At 71.1% G+C, this 17,093-nt stretch carries 17 protein-coding genes; 11 read left to right on the top strand and 6 right to left on the bottom strand.

Annotation, left to right across the window (positions count from 1 at the left end; genetic code table 11):
• Positions 1-639 precede the first annotated feature (639 nt).
• Together D0D28_RS24575 and D0D28_RS24580 are read left to right on the top strand one after the other, a co-directional pair.
• Complete coding sequence (locus D0D28_RS24575) at positions 640-978, top strand: ArsR/SmtB family transcription factor (RefSeq protein WP_116112734.1); 339 nt, start codon at positions 640-642, stop codon at positions 976-978.
• The gene (locus tag D0D28_RS24580; RefSeq protein ID WP_094003398.1) at positions 975-1,463 is read left to right on the top strand and encodes an SRPBCC family protein; all 489 of its coding nucleotides are present in this window, start codon (positions 975-977) and stop codon (positions 1,461-1,463) included. The genes D0D28_RS24575 and D0D28_RS24580 overlap by 4 nt, the downstream gene beginning before the upstream one ends.
• Here the strand turns inward: D0D28_RS24580 and D0D28_RS24585 are convergent.
• Both D0D28_RS24585 and D0D28_RS24590 read right to left on the bottom strand, forming a co-directional pair.
• Positions 1,460-2,311 (bottom strand): class I SAM-dependent methyltransferase, encoded by an 852-nt coding sequence (locus tag D0D28_RS24585; protein ID WP_116112736.1) that lies wholly within the window; start codon positions 2,309-2,311, stop codon positions 1,460-1,462. The genes D0D28_RS24580 and D0D28_RS24585 overlap by 4 nt on opposite strands.
• Before the next feature lie 43 nt (positions 2,312-2,354).
• Positions 2,355-3,095, bottom strand: a complete 741-nt coding sequence (locus D0D28_RS24590) for a FadR/GntR family transcriptional regulator (RefSeq protein ID WP_094003410.1) — start codon at positions 3,093-3,095, stop codon at positions 2,355-2,357.
• A 75-nt stretch (positions 3,096-3,170) separates the two neighbouring features.
• Here D0D28_RS24590 and D0D28_RS24595 point away from each other — a divergent pair, with 75 nt between their 5' ends.
• The 9 genes from D0D28_RS24595 to D0D28_RS24635 are packed head-to-tail and all read left to right on the top strand — an operon-like array spanning position 3,171 to position 13,287.
• On the top strand, positions 3,171-4,652 hold the full coding sequence (locus D0D28_RS24595; RefSeq protein WP_116112738.1) for an ABC transporter substrate-binding protein: 1,482 nt from the start codon (positions 3,171-3,173) through the stop codon (positions 4,650-4,652).
• Positions 4,652-5,599, top strand: coding sequence for an ABC transporter permease (locus tag D0D28_RS24600; RefSeq protein ID WP_116112741.1), 948 nt, complete (start codon positions 4,652-4,654; stop codon positions 5,597-5,599). The genes D0D28_RS24595 and D0D28_RS24600 overlap by 1 nt, the downstream gene beginning before the upstream one ends.
• A complete protein-coding gene (locus tag D0D28_RS24605) occupies positions 5,596-6,426 on the top strand; it encodes an ABC transporter permease (RefSeq protein ID WP_116112744.1) in 831 nt (276 codons plus the stop codon). Before D0D28_RS24600 ends, D0D28_RS24605 begins: the two co-directional genes overlap by 4 nt.
• A complete protein-coding gene (locus D0D28_RS24610; RefSeq protein WP_116112746.1) occupies positions 6,423-7,193 on the top strand; it encodes an ATP-binding cassette domain-containing protein in 771 nt (256 codons plus the stop codon). The genes D0D28_RS24605 and D0D28_RS24610 overlap by 4 nt, the downstream gene beginning before the upstream one ends.
• Positions 7,190-7,954, top strand: coding sequence for an ABC transporter ATP-binding protein (locus D0D28_RS24615; protein ID WP_116112749.1), 765 nt, complete (start codon positions 7,190-7,192; stop codon positions 7,952-7,954). Before D0D28_RS24610 ends, D0D28_RS24615 begins: the two co-directional genes overlap by 4 nt.
• Complete coding sequence (locus D0D28_RS24620) at positions 7,954-9,393, top strand: aldehyde dehydrogenase family protein (RefSeq protein WP_094003405.1); 1,440 nt, start codon at positions 7,954-7,956, stop codon at positions 9,391-9,393. Before D0D28_RS24615 ends, D0D28_RS24620 begins: the two co-directional genes overlap by 1 nt.
• Positions 9,390-10,154 carry an SDR family NAD(P)-dependent oxidoreductase gene (locus D0D28_RS24625; RefSeq protein WP_094003406.1) on the top strand — a complete coding sequence of 255 codons (765 nt, stop codon included), beginning with the start codon at positions 9,390-9,392 and terminating at the stop codon, positions 10,152-10,154. Before D0D28_RS24620 ends, D0D28_RS24625 begins: the two co-directional genes overlap by 4 nt.
• Positions 10,151-11,542, top strand: a complete 1,392-nt coding sequence (locus tag D0D28_RS24630) for an amidase (RefSeq protein WP_116112752.1) — start codon at positions 10,151-10,153, stop codon at positions 11,540-11,542. Before D0D28_RS24625 ends, D0D28_RS24630 begins: the two co-directional genes overlap by 4 nt.
• Before the next feature lie 29 nt (positions 11,543-11,571).
• Positions 11,572-13,287 carry a hypothetical protein gene (locus tag D0D28_RS24635; RefSeq protein ID WP_094003408.1) on the top strand — a complete coding sequence of 572 codons (1,716 nt, stop codon included), beginning with the start codon at positions 11,572-11,574 and terminating at the stop codon, positions 13,285-13,287.
• Here D0D28_RS24635 and D0D28_RS24640 read toward each other — a convergent pair.
• The 4 genes from D0D28_RS24640 to D0D28_RS24655 form a co-directional block, all read right to left on the bottom strand.
• On the bottom strand, positions 13,284-13,988 hold the full coding sequence (locus D0D28_RS24640) for a DUF4276 family protein (RefSeq protein WP_240323331.1): 705 nt from the start codon (positions 13,986-13,988) through the stop codon (positions 13,284-13,286). The genes D0D28_RS24635 and D0D28_RS24640 overlap by 4 nt on opposite strands.
• Positions 13,948-15,048 (bottom strand): AAA family ATPase, encoded by a 1,101-nt coding sequence (locus D0D28_RS24645; RefSeq protein ID WP_116112754.1) that lies wholly within the window; start codon positions 15,046-15,048, stop codon positions 13,948-13,950. The genes D0D28_RS24640 and D0D28_RS24645 overlap by 41 nt, the downstream gene beginning before the upstream one ends.
• A gap of 67 nt (positions 15,049-15,115) precedes the next feature.
• Positions 15,116-15,979 (bottom strand): HpcH/HpaI aldolase/citrate lyase family protein, encoded by an 864-nt coding sequence (locus tag D0D28_RS24650; protein WP_116112757.1) that lies wholly within the window; start codon positions 15,977-15,979, stop codon positions 15,116-15,118.
• Positions 15,976-17,046 carry an HpcH/HpaI aldolase/citrate lyase family protein gene (locus D0D28_RS24655; protein ID WP_116112759.1) on the bottom strand — a complete coding sequence of 357 codons (1,071 nt, stop codon included), beginning with the start codon at positions 17,044-17,046 and terminating at the stop codon, positions 15,976-15,978. The genes D0D28_RS24650 and D0D28_RS24655 overlap by 4 nt, the downstream gene beginning before the upstream one ends.
• Positions 17,047-17,093 lie beyond the last annotated feature (47 nt).

Here is a 17,093-nt window from a genome sequence, read left to right on the forward strand (position 1 = left end):
TGCATGGACGGGTCTTTCTCTCGGCGGATGAGTGGGTCGCACTTCTCATCCTGCCGCCGAAAGACCCGTCCCCTCGTCTCAAGCCCCCGCAGCCGACACCAACGTCATGACCCGCAACAGCTAGCTGTCCAACCTGTGGAGGTTGGTGACGCGGTGGGTGCGGACACACCAGGACGGATGATCTTGATGTAGGGAGGACCTCCGGGCGCGGTGTGGAGCTGTCCAGGAACCGCACCTCGAAGCCCGGAGGCGTCGTGCCGCACCGTAATGCCTCGCACGGCACGCGAATTTGCGCGGCCGGGGTGCACAACGTGCTGGTCGGTTCGGCATCTCGCGGTTGATCGACCTCGACCCCCACCGGAGAGCTACATCGAGGTCATCAGCACTGCCGAGGGCGAGGAGAACCAGCACGCCCGCGCCGGGTTCGTCCGCCGCGCCACTGCCCCGCCGTCGAATGGGCCTACGCCACGGTCGACGACTCCTCCGCCGAGGGTGTCGCCTCGCTACCGGCCTGGCTCCACGGCTACAGCCACCACCGGCCCCACACCGCGCTCGGCGACCACCCACCTGTCCACCGCGTCAGCTGGTGGGCCCGGACACCCTTGCCACGGGCCCACGCGGCCACTAACGTACAACCATGTGGTTGTAAGTCAACTCGACGACACGGAGATCGACCGGATCTTCCACGCACTCGCGGATGCCACCCGGCGCGACATCGTCACCCGGGTGCTCCGGCGGGAGGAGTCGATTTCCCAGCTCGCCCGCCGGTACGACATGAGTTTCGCCGCCGTGCAGAAGCACGTGGCGGTGCTCGCGCGGGCGTCGCTCGTCGTCAAACAGCGGAGCGGGAGGGAGCAGCTCGTGCACGGCAATCCCGAGGTTCTGCGCAAGGCAGCCCGGCTGCTCGACGAATACGAACGGATCTGGCGCCACCGCGCCCAGGCCATCGCGGACATCCTGTCCGAGGAGGACGAATGACTGTCATCAGCTCGCACAAGGACACCGAGGCGTTGACCCTCACGATCGTCGCCGAGTACGACGCGGCGCCGGACCGCGTCTGGCGCGTGTGGGAGGACCCGCGCAAGCTCGAGCGGTGGTGGGGCCCGCCGAGCTGGCCCGCGACGTTCGAGCAGCACGACTTCAAGGTCGGCGGCCGCTCCCGCTACTTCATGACCGGCCCGGACGGCACGAAGTCCGGCGGCTGGTGGGAGATCACCGCGGTCGACGCCCCGCACCGGCTGGAGTTCGACGACGGCTTCGCCGACGACGAGGGCGAGCCGAACAGCGAGATGCCGGTCATCCACTGCGCGGTCACCCTCGAGGCGAACGGCTCCGGCACCCGGATGACCACGGTCAACTCCTTCGCCAGCCTGGAGCAGCTGGAGAAGCTGATCGAAATGGGCATGGAGGAGGGCATGAAGCTCGCCGAGGGCCAGATCGACGCCATCCTCGCCGAGGACTAGTTCCGGAACTCCCACAGGATCATCGACGGCACTCCGGCGCCGGCGGCCCGCGCGGCCGCCGGCGCCAGTCCGGCCAGCGACCACGGCCACGCCTCCCACGGGCCCGGCTCCGACGCCGGGATTTCCCGCGACGGCGCCACCGGTTCCTCGCACCGGCGCAGTTCGAACCCGGCGGCGAGCGCGGCCCGCAGGTAGTCGCCCGTGCGGTGGCAGTGCGAGCGCACCCGCGCCGGGGAACCGTCCGCGCGGCGCACCGCCGGGACGTGCCCGCGGGCCACCTGCTCCGGGTGCACGTCGGCGATCACCAGGCGCCCGCCCGGCCGCAGCACGCGCGCGAACTCCGCGAACACCGGGCCGAGGTCCGGCACGTGCGTCAGCGCGAGCGAGCACGTGACGAGATCGACCTGGGCGACCGGCAGCGCGGTCAGGGTCCCGAGGTGGAATTCCGCCTCCGGCACGCGTTTCCGGGCCTGTTCGAGCATCCCCGCCGAGCCGTCCACCCCGATCACCCGGTGCCCGCACCCGGCCAGCACCGCCGCCACGCGTCCGGTCCCGCAGGCCGCGTCCAGCGCGACGCCGGGCGGCATCCGGCCGGCGACCGCGCGCACGAACGGTTCGTCGAAGTCGAACGCCGGATTGGGCGCGTCGTACGTGGCGGCCCAGAGGTCGTAGCCCTCGGCGGGATCGACGTGCGTGACCTCGACACCGTCCGGGGACTCGTCCAGCAGCCGCCGGATCTCGGCCAGGCGCTCCGCCACGAACGCGCGGTCGTGCTCGCCGCGGAAGGATCGCAGCAGCGCCAGGCCTTCCAGTCCGAGGACGTAGGCCAGTGGGTGTTCGTACGCCACGCCCGGACGGTAGCGATCACCCGCGATGAGCCACCACGGAATTTCAGTCCAGCAGGTGCTCCAGCACGACCCGCTCGTCCGCGCCGACGTACTCCGCGTAGTAGTCGTACAACGCGCGCCGCGCCAGCCGCGCCGCCAGCGGGCCGTCGCCCTCCTCGACCGCGCGCAGCACTTCCTTGTGGTGCGCCACCGACGCCTCCATCAGCGCCTGCCGGTCCGTCGAGTTCTCCAGCTTGCCCGCGATCAGGTCCAGCACCACGCCGCGCACGACGTTGCCGCACACCACGATCAGCGTGTTCCGCCCCGCCCGCGCGACCACGTCGTGGAAGGCGACGTCGGCGCGGCTGAAGGTGGCGTAGTCGTCCAGGCTCGCGGTCATCGCCGCCAGCGCCGCGCGCAGCTCCGCCAGGTCCTCCTCGGTGCGCAGCTCCGCGGCCAGCCGGTAGGCCGAACCCTCCACGATCATCCGGAACTGCAACAGCTCGGCCAGCCCGAGCGTCTCCGCGCGCGCCAGCCGGTCCAGCGACTTCCGCAGTCGCGCCGGGGACGCGGGCAGGATTTCCGGCCCGCGTGGATCGCCGGGGCGCGACCGGATCACCTCGCCCGCCTGCAGCACCCGCAGCGCCTCCCGGATGGTGGAGCGGCTGACGCCGAACTGGGCCATCAGCTCGCGTTCCCCGGGCAGGCGCTCGCCGGGCCGGAGCCGGCCGGTGAGCACGGCCTGCTCGATCTGTTCCACGATCCGCTCGTACGCGCGGACCGGGCTGACCGGCTCGAACTCCATCGTCGTCTTGACCTTCACCCCGTCTGGTGCAAACCTAGGCTACTGGTCGGACCAGCATACTGACTCGGGGTGAGGATGAAAGTCCGAATTTCCGCGGCACTGGCGCTACTGCTGGTGATCTCGGCCTGTTCCGCCGGGTCCACGGCCTCGGTGAGTTCGGGCCCGGACACCCTCGCCGTCGGGTTCACCGCCGAGCCGGCCAACTTCGACTTCACCCGCACCGACGGCACCGCCATCCCGCAGGCCCTGCTCTACAACGTCTACGAGGGCCTCGTGAAGCTCGACAGCAGTGGCAAGATCGTGCCGCTGCTCGCCCGGTCCTGGACGGTGAGCGAGGACCGGCGCACCTACGACTTCCAGCTCCAGCCCGGCGTGACGTTCAGCAACGGCGCGCTGTTCACCGCCGAGGACGTGAAGTTCTCGATCGACCGGGTCAAGACCGACTGGACGATTTCCATCAAGTCCAAGATGGACGTCGTGGACCGCGTCGAGGTGGTCGATCCGCTGCACGCCCGCGTGGTGCTGAAGAAACCGAGCAACGGCTGGCTGTTCGACATGACCGGCCGCGTCGGCGCGATGTTCAGCCCGACCGGGGTCGCGGACCTGGCGAACACCCCGGTCGGCACCGGGCCGTACGAAGTGCAGTCCCGGCGGCGCGGCGATTCGATCATCCTCGCCGCGAACCCCGCTTACTGGGGCAAGCCACCGGCCTACCGGACCGTGATCCTCAAGTACATCAAGGATCCGACGGCGCTGAACAACGCGCTGCTCAGCAACGGCATCGACGTCATCGCGCAGATCACCGCGCCGGACTCGATCCCGCAGTTCGAGAACGACACCCGCTTCACCGTCCTGCAGGGCACCACGAACGGCGAGGTCGTGCTCTCCTTCAACGGCGCGAAGGCCCCGTTCAACGACGTACGCGTCCGCCGCGCGCTCACCCTCGCCATCGACCGGAAGGCGTTGCTGGACACCGCGTGGGCCGGCCGCGGCACGGTGCTCGGCAGCATGGTCCCGCCCACCGACCCCTGGTACGAGGACCTGTCCGGCTACTACCCGCACGATCCCGCGCGGGCGAAGGCGCTGCTCGCGGAGGCGGGGCAGACGAACCTGTCGATCCGGCTGCGCATCGCGAACCTGCCGTACGCGACGGCCGCCGCGCAGGTCGTCGCCTCCGATCTGGCCGACATCGGCGTCCGCGTCACGATCGAGCCGCTGGACTTCCCGGCGGTGTGGCTCAAGCAGGTCTTCACCGACCACGACTTCGACGCCTCGATCGTCCAGCACGTCGAGGCCCGCGACATCACCACCTTCGGCAACCCCAAGTACTACTGGGGATACGACAACCCGCAGGTCAAGCAGCTGATCGCGGCCGCGGACGCGGGGACACCCGAGGAGCAGGCCGCGAACATGCGCCAGGTCGCCCGCACCATCACCGCCGACGCCGCCGCCGACTGGCTGTTCCTGTACCCGAACGTGGTCGTGGCGAAGAAGAAGGTGACCGGGCTGGCCGCCAACCAGGTCAGCGAGTCCTTCGACCTCACGGGGTTGGGCTGATGGCCGCCGCGATCCTGCGCCGCGTGGCGATCCTGGTGGCCAGCGTGCTGGTGGCCTCGATCGTGGTGTTCGCGTTCATGGCCGTGCTGCCCGGCGATCCGGCGCAGGTCGCGCTCGGCATCAACGCCACCCCGGAGCTGCTCGCCAAGACCCGCGCCGACTTCGGGCTGGACCGGCCGCTGGTCGAGCAGTACCTGAGCTGGATGGGCGGGGTGCTGCAGGGCGACTTCGGCCGCTCTTACGTGACCGGTGAGGCGATCGGGCCGCAGCTGGTCGACCGGCTCGGCGTGACGCTGTGGCTGGTGGGCGCCGGGATGCTCGTCGCGGTCGTGCTCGCGGTGCCGTTCGGCGCGCTCGCCGCGGTGTGGCACCGGCGCTTCGGTGGCACGGCGATCTCCGGACTGTCCCAGCTGGGTGTGGCGGTGCCCGCGTTCCTCGCCGGGATCCTGCTGGTGCAGGTGTTCGCCGTGCAGTTGCGGTGGCTGCCCTCGGGCGGGTGGACGCCGCCGAACGCCGACACCGGCGAGTTCCTGCGCGGCCTGGTCCTGCCCGCGCTGTCGCTCGGGATCGTGCAGGGCGCGGTGCTCACGAGGTACGTGCGGTCGGCGGTGCTGGACACACTCGGCCAGGACTACCTGCGCACCGCCCGGTCGAAGGGCCTGCGCCCGTACCCGGCGCTGATGCGGCACGGCATGCGCAACGCGGCCGTGCCGGTGGTGACCGTGCTCGGGCTGCAGCTGACGACGCTGCTGATCGGCGCGGTCGTGGTGGAGCGGGTGTTCGTGCTGCCCGGACTGGGCAGCATGCTGCTGGACTCGGTGTCCGCGCGCGATCTGCTGTCGGTGCAGGGCATCGTGCTCGTGCTGGTGGTCGCGGTGCTGGTGGTCAACTTCGTGGTCGACCTGCTGTACGTGGTGATCGACCCCCGGCTGAGGGCGGCGCGATGAGTGCACCGGTCACGGGACGGACGTCGCCGACGCTGGTCGCCGGCGCGGTACTGGTCGGGCTGGTGGTGCTCGCGGCGCTGGTGTCGTTCGCGTGGACGCCGCACGATCCGCTGAAGGTGGAGTCGACCGCGCGGCTGCTCGGCCCGACCGGCGACCACTGGTTCGGCACCGACAAGTTCGGCCGGGACGTGTTCAGCCAGATCCTGGTCGGCGCGCGCACCACGCTGTACGTCGGCGTGATCGCGGTGGGCGTCGCCGCGCTGGTCGGCACGCCGCTGGGCATCCTCGCCGGGATGTCGAAGCGGTGGCTCGGCGAGTTCGTCATGCGCGTCAACGACCTGGTGCTCGCGTTCCCCGCGCTGCTGCTGGCGATCATGCTCGGCGCGGTCTACGGCGCGAGCACGGTGACCGCGATGATCGCGATCGGCGTCGCGACCATCCCGTCGTTCGCTCGGGTGGCCCGCTCCGGCACGTTGCAGGTGATGAGCACCGAGTACGTGCTCGCGGCGCGGTCGGCGGGCCGGTCGCGGTTCTTCATCGCGCGGCGGCACGTGCTGCCCAACATCGGCGGGCTGGTGACCGTGCAGTGCTCGGTGTCGTTCGGCATCGCGGTGCTGGCCGAGGCGGCGCTGTCGTTCCTCGGGTTCGGCACCCGGCCGCCGACGCCGTCCTGGGGCCGGATGCTGCAGGAGTCGCAGGAGCTGCAGACCGTGCAGCCGCGGCTCGCGCTGGTGCCGGGCCTGGCGATCGCGATCGCGGTGCTCGGGTTCAACCTGCTCGGCGACGGTCTGCGGGACCGTCTGGACCCCCGGCTGGAGCGGCGATGACCCTCGAAGTGTCCGAACTGTCGGTGCACGCCGGCGCGCAGCCGCTGGTGCGCGAGGTGTCGTTCACCGTCGGCCGGGGTGAGCGGGTCGGGCTGATCGGCGAGTCCGGGTCCGGCAAGTCGCTGACCGCGTCCGCGGTGATGGGCCTGCTGCCGGAGGGACTGCACGCGACCGGTTCGGCGAAGCTGACCGGCACCGAGCTGCTGGGCGCGTCCGAGCGCGAGTTGTCGCGGCGCCGCGGACGGGACCTGGCGATGGTGTTCCAGGAGCCGATGACCGCGCTGAACCCGCTGATGCGCGTGGGCCGCCAGGTCGCCGAGTCGATCCGGCTGCACACCGGCAAGTCCCGGCGCGCGGCACAGCAGGACGCGGTCGCGTTGCTGGACGCGGTGAAGCTGCCCGATCCGGCCCAGCTCGCGCGGGCCTACCCGCACCAGCTCTCCGGCGGGCAGCGGCAGCGGGTGATGCTGGCGATCGCGCTGGCCAACGACCCGGCGCTGCTGATCTGCGACGAGCCGACCACCGCGCTGGACGTGACGGTGCAGGCGCAGGTGCTCGACCTGATCCTGACCGGGGTCGCGGAGCGGGAGACCGCGTTGCTGTTCATCACGCACGACCTCGCGGTGGTGGCGAAGGTGTGCACGCGGGTGCTCGTGATGTACGAGGGCCGGGTGGTGGAGGAGGGGTCCACTTCGGACGTTCTCACCCAGCCGCGGCACGACTACACGAAGAAGCTGCTGGCCGCGTCGGACCTGGAGGCGGCGTGATCGAACTGCGGGACGTCCACCGCCGCTACCGGCGGCCGCGTGAGGTGCACGCGCTGCGCGGGGTGTCGTTCACCGTCGAGGCCGGGCGGCGGTTCGGCATCGTCGGCGAGTCCGGCTCCGGCAAGTCCACGCTCGTCCGCCTGCTGGCCGGGCTGGACCGGCCCACCTCCGGCGAGATCTCCTTCGAGGGCAAGCGGATCGACGGCCTGCCCGAGCGGAAGCTGGGCTTCCTCCGCGAGGCGCTGCAGGTCGTGTTCCAGGACCCGATGGGCTCGCTCGACCCGCGGATGCGCGTGCGGGACATCATCTCCGAGCCACTGGGCCGCCGCGATCCGGACCGCGTCGCGGAGCTGCTGACCGCGGTCGGACTGCCCGCGGACGCGGCCGGCCGGTACCCGCACCAGTTCTCCGGCGGGCAGCGGCAGCGCGTGGCGATCGCCCGCGCGCTCGCGCCGCGGCCGCGCGTGCTGATCGCGGACGAGCCGGTCAGCGCGCTGGACGTGTCGGTGCGCAAACAGATCCTCGACCTCCTCGCCGAGCTGACCGAGCGTTTCGCGCTGACGCTCGTGTTCGTTTCGCACGACCTCGCCGTGGTACGCCGGGTCTGCGACACGGTCGCCGTGATGCGGCGCGGGGAGCTCGTCGAGCTGGGCGCGGTGGAACAGGTCTACGACGATCCGCGACATCCCTACACGCGGGAACTCGTGGCGGCGGCGCCGAACCTGCGTGCGGAACTGGCCAGGCTGCAGGGAGGACGATGATGTTCGACCCCTATCCCGACGGGCTGCCGATCGGGTCCGACTGGGTGTCCACACCGGACACCACGGAGATCAGGTTCCCCTACGACGGCTGCGTGGTGGCGCGGGCGCCGGTGGGCACGGCCGAGCTGGCGCACCTCGCGGTCAGCGAGGCCGTGCTGGTCGCGCGGGAGGTGGCGAAGCTGCCGTCGCACGTGCGCCGCGAGGTCCTGCTGGGCGTGCACCGGTCGCTGCTGGAGTGGCGCGACGAGCTGGAGGGGCTGCTGGTCGTGGAGACCGGCAAACCGCTCGTCGACTGCCGCGTCGAGGTGGCCCGCACGCTGGTGACCTGGCAGGCCGCCGCCGAGGAGGTCGCCCGGCTGCACGGCGAGACCGTGCCGCTGGACGTGGCTCCCTCCGGCGAGGGGCTGACCGGGTTCTGGGTGCGCAAGCCGATCGGTGTGGTGGTCGGCATCGCCGGGTTCAACTACCCGTTGTTGCTCGCCTCGCACAAGATCGCCCCGGCGATCGCGGCCGGGTGCCCGGTGATCGTGAAACCGGCGCCGCAGACGCCGCTGTCGACGCTGTGGCTGGTGCACCTCGTGCGTGAGGCGGCGGCCGCGGTCGGCGCGCCGCTGTCGATGGTCCAGCTGGTCACCGGGGACGCCGGGGTCGGATCGGCGCTGGTCACCGACCCGCGGATCGGCGCGGTGTCGTTCACCGGCTCGGCGGCGGTCGGGCACCGGATCGCGCGGGACGCCGCGCCCCGCAAGACGTTGCTGGAGCTGGGCTCGAACGCCGCGCTGGTGGTGGCCGCGGACGCGGACCTGGACGCGGCGGTGGACGCCGTGCTGCGCGGCGGGTTCTACGCGTCCGGGCAGGCGTGCATCTCGGTGCAGCGGCTGCTGGTCGTGGACGCGGTGGCGGAGGAGTTCACCGAGCGCCTGCTGGCCCGGCTGCCGGAGGTCGTCATCGGGGACCCGCGGGACGAGAAGACGCGGGTGTCGGCGCTGATCGACGAACGGTCCACCCGTCGCGTGCTCGACTGGATCTCCGCGGCGGTCGCGGCGGGCGCGAAGGTGGCCGCGGGCGGCGACGCGGTCGACGGGATCGTCCGGCCGACCGTGCTGACCGACGTGCCCGACGGCGTGGACTGCTGGGACGAGGAGATCTTCGGGCCGGTGGTGTGCCTGCGCCGGGTGCCCGACGTCGAGACGGCGTTCGCGCTGGTCAACGACTCGCGGTACGGGCTGCACGCGAGCGTGTTCACCCGCTCGCTGCGCACGACCGTGCGGGCGATCGACGAACTGGAGGTCGGTGGGGTCGTGGTGAACGAGGTGCCCGGGTTCCGGTCGGACATCATGCCGTACGGCGGCGTGAAGGACTCCGGCATCGGACGCGAGGGGCCGCGGTTCGCGATCGAGGAGCTGACCGTGACCCGGATGGCGGTGATCCGGGCGTGAACTACGAGAAGCTGTTCCGGCTCGACGGGAAGCGGGCCGTGGTGGTCGGCGCGGGCAGCGGCATCGGCCGGGAGTCGGCGCTCGCCCTGGCCGCGCACGGCGCCGAGGTGATCTGCGCCGACCGCAACGCCGGTGCCGCGGACGAGACCGCGCGGGAGATCCGGGGTGAGTCCTACGAGATCGACGTGCTGGACTCGGCGGCCGTCGAGCGGGCGGCGGCGGAGCTCGGCGCGGTGGACGTCGTCGTGCTGACCGCGGCGACCAACGTGCGCAAACGGCTGCTGGACTACCGGCGCGAGGAGTTCGACCGGGTCGTCGCGCTCAACCTGGGCGCCACGTTCGATGTCGTCCGGGCCTTCGGCGCGGGCATGGTCGAGCGCGGGCGGGGCAGCATCATCGGGTTCTCCTCGATCCGCGGCACCACCGTCGAACCAGGTCAGGGGCCGTACGCGGCGACCAAGGCCGGGCTCGTGCAGCTGTTCCGGACCGCCGCGGCCGAGTTCGGCCCGGCCGGGGTGCGGGTCAACGCGATCGCGCCCGGCGTGGTCGAAACCCCGCTGACCGAGCAGATCAAGGCCAGCCCCGACTGGTACGCCGCGTACGCCGGCAAGAGTGCGCTCGGCCGCTGGGCCAAGGCGTCCGAGCTGGCCGGGGCCGTCGTCTACCTGGCCTCCGACGCCGCGAGCTTCGTCACCGGGGCCGTGCTGGCCGTCGACGGTGGCTGGACCGCGGTCGACGGCCGCTACACACCGCCGGAATGAGGAGGGACCCCGTGGAGCCGACCGGCCTGTCCGCGACCGAACTGCTCGCCGCCTACCGCGCCGGGACGTTGTCCCCGGTCGAGGTCACCGAGGCGGTGCTGACCCGCATCGACGCGCTCGAACCGTCCCTGCACGCGCTCTACGCCTACGACCCGGCGCAGGCACGGGACGCGGCGAAGGCGTCCGAGCAGCGGTGGACCGCGGGCGAGGCGGGGGCGCTCGACGGCGTGCCGCTCACGTTGAAGGAGAACATCGCGACCCGGGGGACGCCGGTGCCGCTGCGCACCACGGCGCCGGAGCTGGTCCCGGCCCCGGCGGACGCGCCCGCCGCCGCCCGCGTCCGCGAGGCCGGCGCGGTGATGCTCGGCAAGACCACCATGCCCGACTACGGCATGCTGACCTCGGGGTTGTCCAGCTTCCACGCCGCGAGCCGCAACCCGTGGGACCTGTCGCGGACGCCCGGCGGGTCGAGCGCGGGCGCCGCCGCCGCGGCCGCCGCCGGGTACGGGCCGCTGCACGTGGGCACCGACATCGGCGGGTCGATCCGGCTGCCTGCCGGGTGGTGCGGACTGGTCGGGCTCAAGCCGAGCTTCGGGCGGGTGCCGGTGCACCCGCCGTTCCCCGGGCGGGTGGTCGGCCCGATGACGCGGACGGTGGCGGACGCGGCGTTGCTGATGGGCGTGTTGTCCGCGCCGGACAGCCGGGACCACCTGAGCCTGCCGCCGGCGGAAATCGCCTGGTCACAGTTGGATTTCGACGTCACCGGACTGCGGCTCGGGCTGCAGCTGGACGCCGGGGCCGGGCTGCCGGTGGAGGACGACGTGCGGGCCGCGGTGCTCGACGCGGCGCGGCGGTTCGAGGCAGCCGGCGCGATCGTCGAACCGGTCGAACCGTTCCTGACCAGGGAGATGCTGGACGGGCTGGACGACTTCTGGCGCGTGCGGGCGTGGTGCGACATCAGCGCGCTCCCACCGGAACGGCAGGCGCTGGTGCTGCCCTACATCGCGGCCTGGGCGCAGGGCGGCGCGGAGGTCTCCGGCGTCGCGGCCTACCGCGGGTTCGCCCAGATGGACACGATCGCCGTCGCCGCGTTGCGGGCCGGTGAGCCGTACGACTTCGTGCTGTCGCCGACCTGCCCGGTGTCCGCCCCGCCCGCCGAGTGGGCCTCGCCGACGAACGACCCGGCGCGGCCGTTCGAACACATCGCGTTCACCGTGCCCTACAACATGTCCGGGCAGCCCGCGGTGTCGTTGAACTGCGGTTATACGAGTGAGGGACAGCCGGTCGGGCTGCAGATCGCCGGACGGCGGTTCGACGACCTCGGTGTGCTGCAGGTGGCTGCAGCATTCGAAGGAATTCGCGATCCGCAGCGGTCGCCGGGGGTGTGATTACGCGCCATCTGCGGGACGATCGACCCATGCGGATGGTGTACACCGGAGCGGACGAGGAAGAGTTCATCGACGCCCGGCAGCGGCTGCTCGTCGAGCTGGACGCCTGGTCGCAGATGCGGCAACGGGTGGTGGACCCGGTGGTCGCGGGCGCGATGCTGGACTTCCGCTTCGAACGGGACGGCCTGCTCGGCCGCTGGACGCGCGACATCCTCCGCAACGCGCTGCTGGTGTGGTTCCCGCGCAAGGTCGTGCTGCTCGACCCGCACTCCTCGGCCGTGCTGTCCACGGTCGAGGCGCTGATGGACTTCTTCGACGACGCCGACCTGCTGGACGAGCGCAGCGAGCAGCCGGCGGTGCTGCGGACCTACCTGACCGCGATCGCGGACCGGTTCGACACGGCCATGAACGAGCCGTCGAACTTCGGGCTGGCGAAGTTCTGGGCGGTCGCGATGGCCGAGCACGGCATCGACCCGCTGAACGAGGTGGCGGCGCAGGCGTTCATCGACCGGGTGCGGCGGGGTGAGGTCGAGGTCGACCAGACGTTGCTGCACGACCTGGCCTACCGCCACTACCAGGGCGACCCGGACGCGGAGGCGGCCGCGCCGTCCCCGGTGTTCCCGCTCGCCTCGGCGGAGCGGCTGGCGGCGGAGGCCGAGGTCACGGCGGTGGTGCCGCAGCTGCGCCGGTTCGTCGAGTGGATCGGCGAGGGCCGGGACCTGGCCGAGATCAGCGCACCGGCCGAGTTCGTCACGATGGCCAAGCGCGCTGGGGTGGTGCGGGTCTACCGCGGACGGCTGGTGCCGGTGAAGAAGGCCGCGCGGCGGCTGGCGGACCCGGTGGAGTTGTGGCGGGCGGCGGTCGGATCGATCCTGGCCAACCCGCTAGCCGCGGAGATGATCACCGAGCTGGCCGCGGAACCGGCGACGATCCCGATGCTGGTGGAGATGCTGGGCGGCGACGGGAGCACGATCCTGCGCGTGGTGGCCCGGCTGGCCGAGTACGGCCTGGTGGAGATCTTCCCGGCGGGCGAGGAGCACTACGAGGACCTGCTGGACTTCGCGGGGGTGGACTACCTCGACGAGGTGCCGGAGGAGGAGCGGCAGGTGGTGCGGCTGCTGCCGCTCGGCGTGCAGGCGGCGTACGAGCTGCGGGTCGCGGAGGGCGAGCCGGTGCTGACGGTGGCGGACCTGGCGGGCGAGACCGCGGAGGTCCTGTTCGCGCGCCTGGCGCCGCTGGACGCGCAGGTCCTGGACGAGGGCGCCGCGACGTGGCTGCGCGCCCGGGACCCGGAACGCGCGATCGCCGAGCTGTCCGCGCTCGCCCGGCGGACGGATGATTTCGAGCACCGGATGCTGACGTTCCGCCTGCTGGCGCGCCTGGGCGGAGACGGCGTCGCGGCGATCGCCGGGTTGCGGGACCATTCGGCCGCCGGCCCCGCGGCCTTGACGTGGCTGTTCGACGCGGGCCTGATCGACCGCAGCGAGGTCGCCGGCCGGGACCGCACGTACAGCAAGGTGGACCTGCTGGCGGCGGACATCCGGACGGAAGGACGGGAGAAGGCCCTCGCCGACTTCGCGTCACAACCCCGCCCGGACCAGCTGCTGTTCCTGGCCGGCGCGACGATCTGCGGCCACCCGAGCGCACGCGAGGTACTGGAGTCGGTCGTGGTAGCGCACCCCGACCGAGCCGTGTCCAACGCGGCGCGCAAAGCCTTGGACTGGCTGCACGACGAGCCGTTCTAGGCGAGGTTTTCGAGAGCGGCCAGCCAGCGGGCGAAATGCGGGCATTGCCCACGGAGCGACTCAACGCCGAGGCTTTCGATGACGATCGGTCCGTGCAGGGTCTTGATGTACCCCGGCGAGTATCTCTTCAGGCGCTTCGAGGGTGCGGTGTCGACGCCGTCGTTGACCAGTTCAGGACCACCGGCCCGGATCACGTCATCTCGGAGCTTCGACGCCAGGCCGGGGTCGTCCTCCAGGTCGCCGAGCTCGTCGGCGGCGGCGAAAACCCAGGCTTCGAGCTCGTGCAGGACGAGGTGCGGGAGAAACCTTTCGTCACCGATGTCGGCGCACAACGCTTTCTCCACATGCGCCACCCGGGTGTAAGCATCTCCGTGGGGGCGATCCGCCATACCTGGGCTCGAATCCGGAAACGCGTAGTAGTCGATCAACGTGGTCAGCACGTCGAGGCTGGAGTCGCGCAGGAGAAGCTGGATCTCCCGCTTCAACCTGCTCCAGCCGGTGATCCCGCCCTTGTGGTTCGGGCCGCCCCCGGGCCGTTTGGTGGTGAACAGCGACTTGCTCACCGACCAGCCTCGTTCGGCGAGATACGGCTCCAGGACCTGGTTGACGACGATCTCTTCGGTCTGCCCTTCCACGAGCAGATGCAGACGACGGAACCGGTTAACCATGCGCGGAGGCGCCTCGATCTCCCGGCCTGCCACCGATCAGGTTCTTCTCCCAAAGCTCCCCGAGGGAGTACTCGGCGAGCCACGCTTCCAGTTTGTCCCGGTCCGGCCGGTTGAACGTCGATCCGCCGTTCTCCCGCTCGACCACGATCAGGTCGTCGACCTCGAACTGGTTCATCAGCGTGACCGACTGCGTGGCGATCAGGACCTGACTGCGGGTCGACGCTGCGCGGAGGAGTCCCGCCAGCTGGACTATCGCAAACGGGTGCAGGCCGAGTTCCGGCTCGTCCAGAACCACGAGCGCGGGTAACTCGGGTTGCAGGAGGAGAGTGGCCAAGCAGACGAAACGCAGGGTTCCGTCGGACATCTGGTTGGCGGAGAACACCGCGTCGGTGTCCTTCTGCCGCCAGCGGAGCCGGATGCGGTCCGTTCCTTCCGGCTCGAGCACGAAGTCCCGGAAGAATGGCGCCACCTGGCGAATCGCCCCGATGATGCGGTTGTAGGCAGGCCGCTCGTGCTCGCGCAGGTGCAGGAGGACGGCGGCGAGGTTTCCGGCGTCGTTGCGGAGGTTGAGGTTGTCCGCTGTCGAGCTGAACTGCTTCACGGGAGCATCCGCGCTCGTGTCGTGGAAGTGGTAGACGCGGCAGCCTTCGAGCAGTTGCAGGACGTACGCGGGTATCCCGCCGGTGTGCCCGGTCAGCCGGGTCTCCCGTTGTCCGCGACCGATGATGTCGTTGTAAGGCCGCTCGTATCCATCGCCCTGGAAGTAGACGACTTCGCGGTCGAAGATGAGCTCGTCGTTCGCGGCAGGCACGAGTACGGCCTCATAGGCGTTCGGCGAGGCATCCAACCGGATGCGGATGTGGTCGGAGGTGCCCGCCACGTCAAGCAGTGCGGAGGCGCCGCCGTTCAGGTTGACGAAGTAGTTCAGCTCCTCGGCGACAATCCGTCCGAGCATGCCCAGTGCTTGGACGAAATTGCTCTTACCCGCGCCATTGGCGCCCACGAGCACGTTCAGCGGACCGAGTTCGACCGCGGCAGAGCGGATCGAGGTGAAGCCCTCGATCTCGATCCGTTCCAGTCGCCGCCCCGGCATGTCCTCAGCCTACTGTCCGTGGTGAGACGCTTATGGCATTGCCGTCTCACGAGCGGGTCGAAACAAATCAGCCCTTCGCCGCGATCGCCTCTGCCAGTGCCAGTACTCGCTGTGCGTTGTCCACGTGCAGGTTCTCGATCATCCGCCCGTCCACCGTCACCACGCCGCGTCCCTCGGCCTTCGCCTCCTCGAACGCGGTGATGATCTTCCGCGCGTGGGCGATCTCGTCCTCCGACGGCGCGAACACCCGGTTGCACGGCTCGATCTGGCCGGGATGGATCAGGGTCTTGCCGTCGAACCCGAACTGCCGTCCCTGCAGGCACTCCGCCTCGAAACCCGCCAGGTCCCGCACGTCGTTGTAGACGCCGTCCAGGATCACCTTGCCCGTCGCCCGCGCGGCGAGCAGGCACAGCGACAGTCCACCCAGCAGCGGGGCCCGGCCGGGCACGAACTCGGCGTGCAGCTCCTTCGCCAGATCATTCGTGCCCATCACGAGCACCGTCAGCCGCTCGCTGGCCGACGCGATCTCCTCCGCGTGCAGCATCGCCACCGGGGTCTCGACCATCGCCCAGATCTTCGTCTTCTCCGGCGCCCCGCCCAGCTCCAGCGCGCGCTCGATGTTGTGCACCTCGGCCGCCGAGTTCACCTTCGGCACGACCACCGCGTCCGGGCCGGCCTGGGCCGCCGCCCGCAGGTCGGCGTCGTGCCATTCGGTGTCCAGGCCGTTGACCCGGATCGTCACCTCGCGGGCCCCGTAGGAGCCCACGGCGGCGCACACGCGTTCCCGCGCCGCCTCCTTCGCGTCCGGGGCGACCGCGTCCTCCAGGTCCAGGATCAACGCGTCCGCCGGCAGCGTCTTCGCCTTCTCCAGCGCCCGCTCGTTCGCGCCGGGCATGTACAGCACCGACCGCCGCGGCTTCACTTCACTCATGCCAGTGCTTCCTTCGTCGCCTCGTCGTACGCCTGCTTCAGCTCGGGGTCGCGCTCGGCCAGCTTGTCCGCCAGCTCCGCGACCACCCGGCACTGCTTGACCGAGGCGTCGTCCTGCATCTTCCCGTCGATCATCACCGCGCCGGTGCCGTCGCCCATCGCGGCGATCACCTTCCGCGCCCACGCCACGTCCGACGGCTCCGGCGAGAACACCCGCCGCGCGATGTCCACCTGCACCGGGTGCAGCGTCCACGTGCCGACGCAGCCGAGCAGGAACGCGTTGCGGAACTGGTCCTCGCAGGCCACGACGTCGCGGATGTCCCCGAACGGCCCGTAGTAGGGCAGGATCCCGTGCATCGCGCACGCGTCGACCATCCGGGCGACCGTGTAGTGCCACAGGTCCTGCTGGTAGGTCGTGCGGCCGGTGTGCAGGTCCTCGCCGACCGGGTCGGTCCGCACCAGGTACCCCGGGTGCCCGCCGCCGACCCGGGTGGTCTTCATCCGGCGGCTCGCGGCGAGGTCCGCCGGGCCGAGCGAAATGCCCTGCATGCGCGGGCTCGCGCCGGCGATCTCCTCGACGTTCGCGACCCCGCTGGCCGTCTCCAGGATCGCGTGCACCAGCAGCGCGATCCGCACCCCGGCCCGCGCCTCCAGCTGGGCCAGCAGCCGGTCGACGTAGTGGATGTCCTGCGCGCCCTCGACCTTCGGCACCATGATCACGTCCAGCTTGTCGCCGATCTCGGTGACCAGCGTGATCAGGTCGTCCAGCACCCACGGCGAGTCGAGGCTGTTGATCCGCGTCCACAGCTGGGTGGCGCCGAAGTCGTTGGCCCGCGCGATCTCCACCAGCCCCCGGCGCGCGGCCTCCTTGCGGTCGGCGCGCACCGCGTCCTCCAGGTTGCCGAGCAGGACGTCGACCTTCTTCGCCAGGTCGGGGACCTTCGCCGCCATCTTCTCGTTGCTCGGGTCGAAGAAGTGGATCATCCGCGACGGCAGCGCGGGGATCTCACGAACGGGATCCGGCGCCCCCACGGCGAGGGGCGCGAAGAAGTCCTTCGGCGAGCGCATCGGTCCTCCCTTGGCACGGCCGGTGTAACCAGCGAGTAACCCTAACC

It is taken from the genome of Amycolatopsis ruanii, assembly GCF_003385175.1.
In the GTDB taxonomy this organism is placed as follows: domain Bacteria; phylum Actinomycetota; class Actinomycetes; order Mycobacteriales; family Pseudonocardiaceae; genus Amycolatopsis_E; species Amycolatopsis_E thermalba.

Coding starts and splice junctions, on each gene's coding strand:
- D0D28_RS24580 (WP_094003398.1), top strand. CDS start 975: ATGACTGTCATCAGCTCGCACAAGGACACCGAGGCGTTGACCCTCACG.
- D0D28_RS24590 (WP_094003410.1), bottom strand. CDS start 3,095: ATGGAGTTCGAGCCGGTCAGCCCGGTCCGCGCGTACGAGCGGATCGTG.
- D0D28_RS24595 (WP_116112738.1), top strand. CDS start 3,171: ATGAAAGTCCGAATTTCCGCGGCACTGGCGCTACTGCTGGTGATCTCG.
- D0D28_RS24600 (WP_116112741.1), top strand. CDS start 4,652: ATGGCCGCCGCGATCCTGCGCCGCGTGGCGATCCTGGTGGCCAGCGTG.
- D0D28_RS24605 (WP_116112744.1), top strand. CDS start 5,596: ATGAGTGCACCGGTCACGGGACGGACGTCGCCGACGCTGGTCGCCGGC.
- D0D28_RS24610 (WP_116112746.1), top strand. CDS start 6,423: ATGACCCTCGAAGTGTCCGAACTGTCGGTGCACGCCGGCGCGCAGCCG.
- D0D28_RS24620 (WP_094003405.1), top strand. CDS start 7,954: ATGTTCGACCCCTATCCCGACGGGCTGCCGATCGGGTCCGACTGGGTG.
- D0D28_RS24630 (WP_116112752.1), top strand. CDS start 10,151: ATGAGGAGGGACCCCGTGGAGCCGACCGGCCTGTCCGCGACCGAACTG.
- D0D28_RS24635 (WP_094003408.1), top strand. CDS start 11,572: ATGCGGATGGTGTACACCGGAGCGGACGAGGAAGAGTTCATCGACGCC.
- D0D28_RS24645 (WP_116112754.1), bottom strand. CDS start 15,048: ATGCCGGGGCGGCGACTGGAACGGATCGAGATCGAGGGCTTCACCTCG.
- D0D28_RS24650 (WP_116112757.1), bottom strand. CDS start 15,979: ATGAGTGAAGTGAAGCCGCGGCGGTCGGTGCTGTACATGCCCGGCGCG.
- D0D28_RS24655 (WP_116112759.1), bottom strand. CDS start 17,046: ATGCGCTCGCCGAAGGACTTCTTCGCGCCCCTCGCCGTGGGGGCGCCG.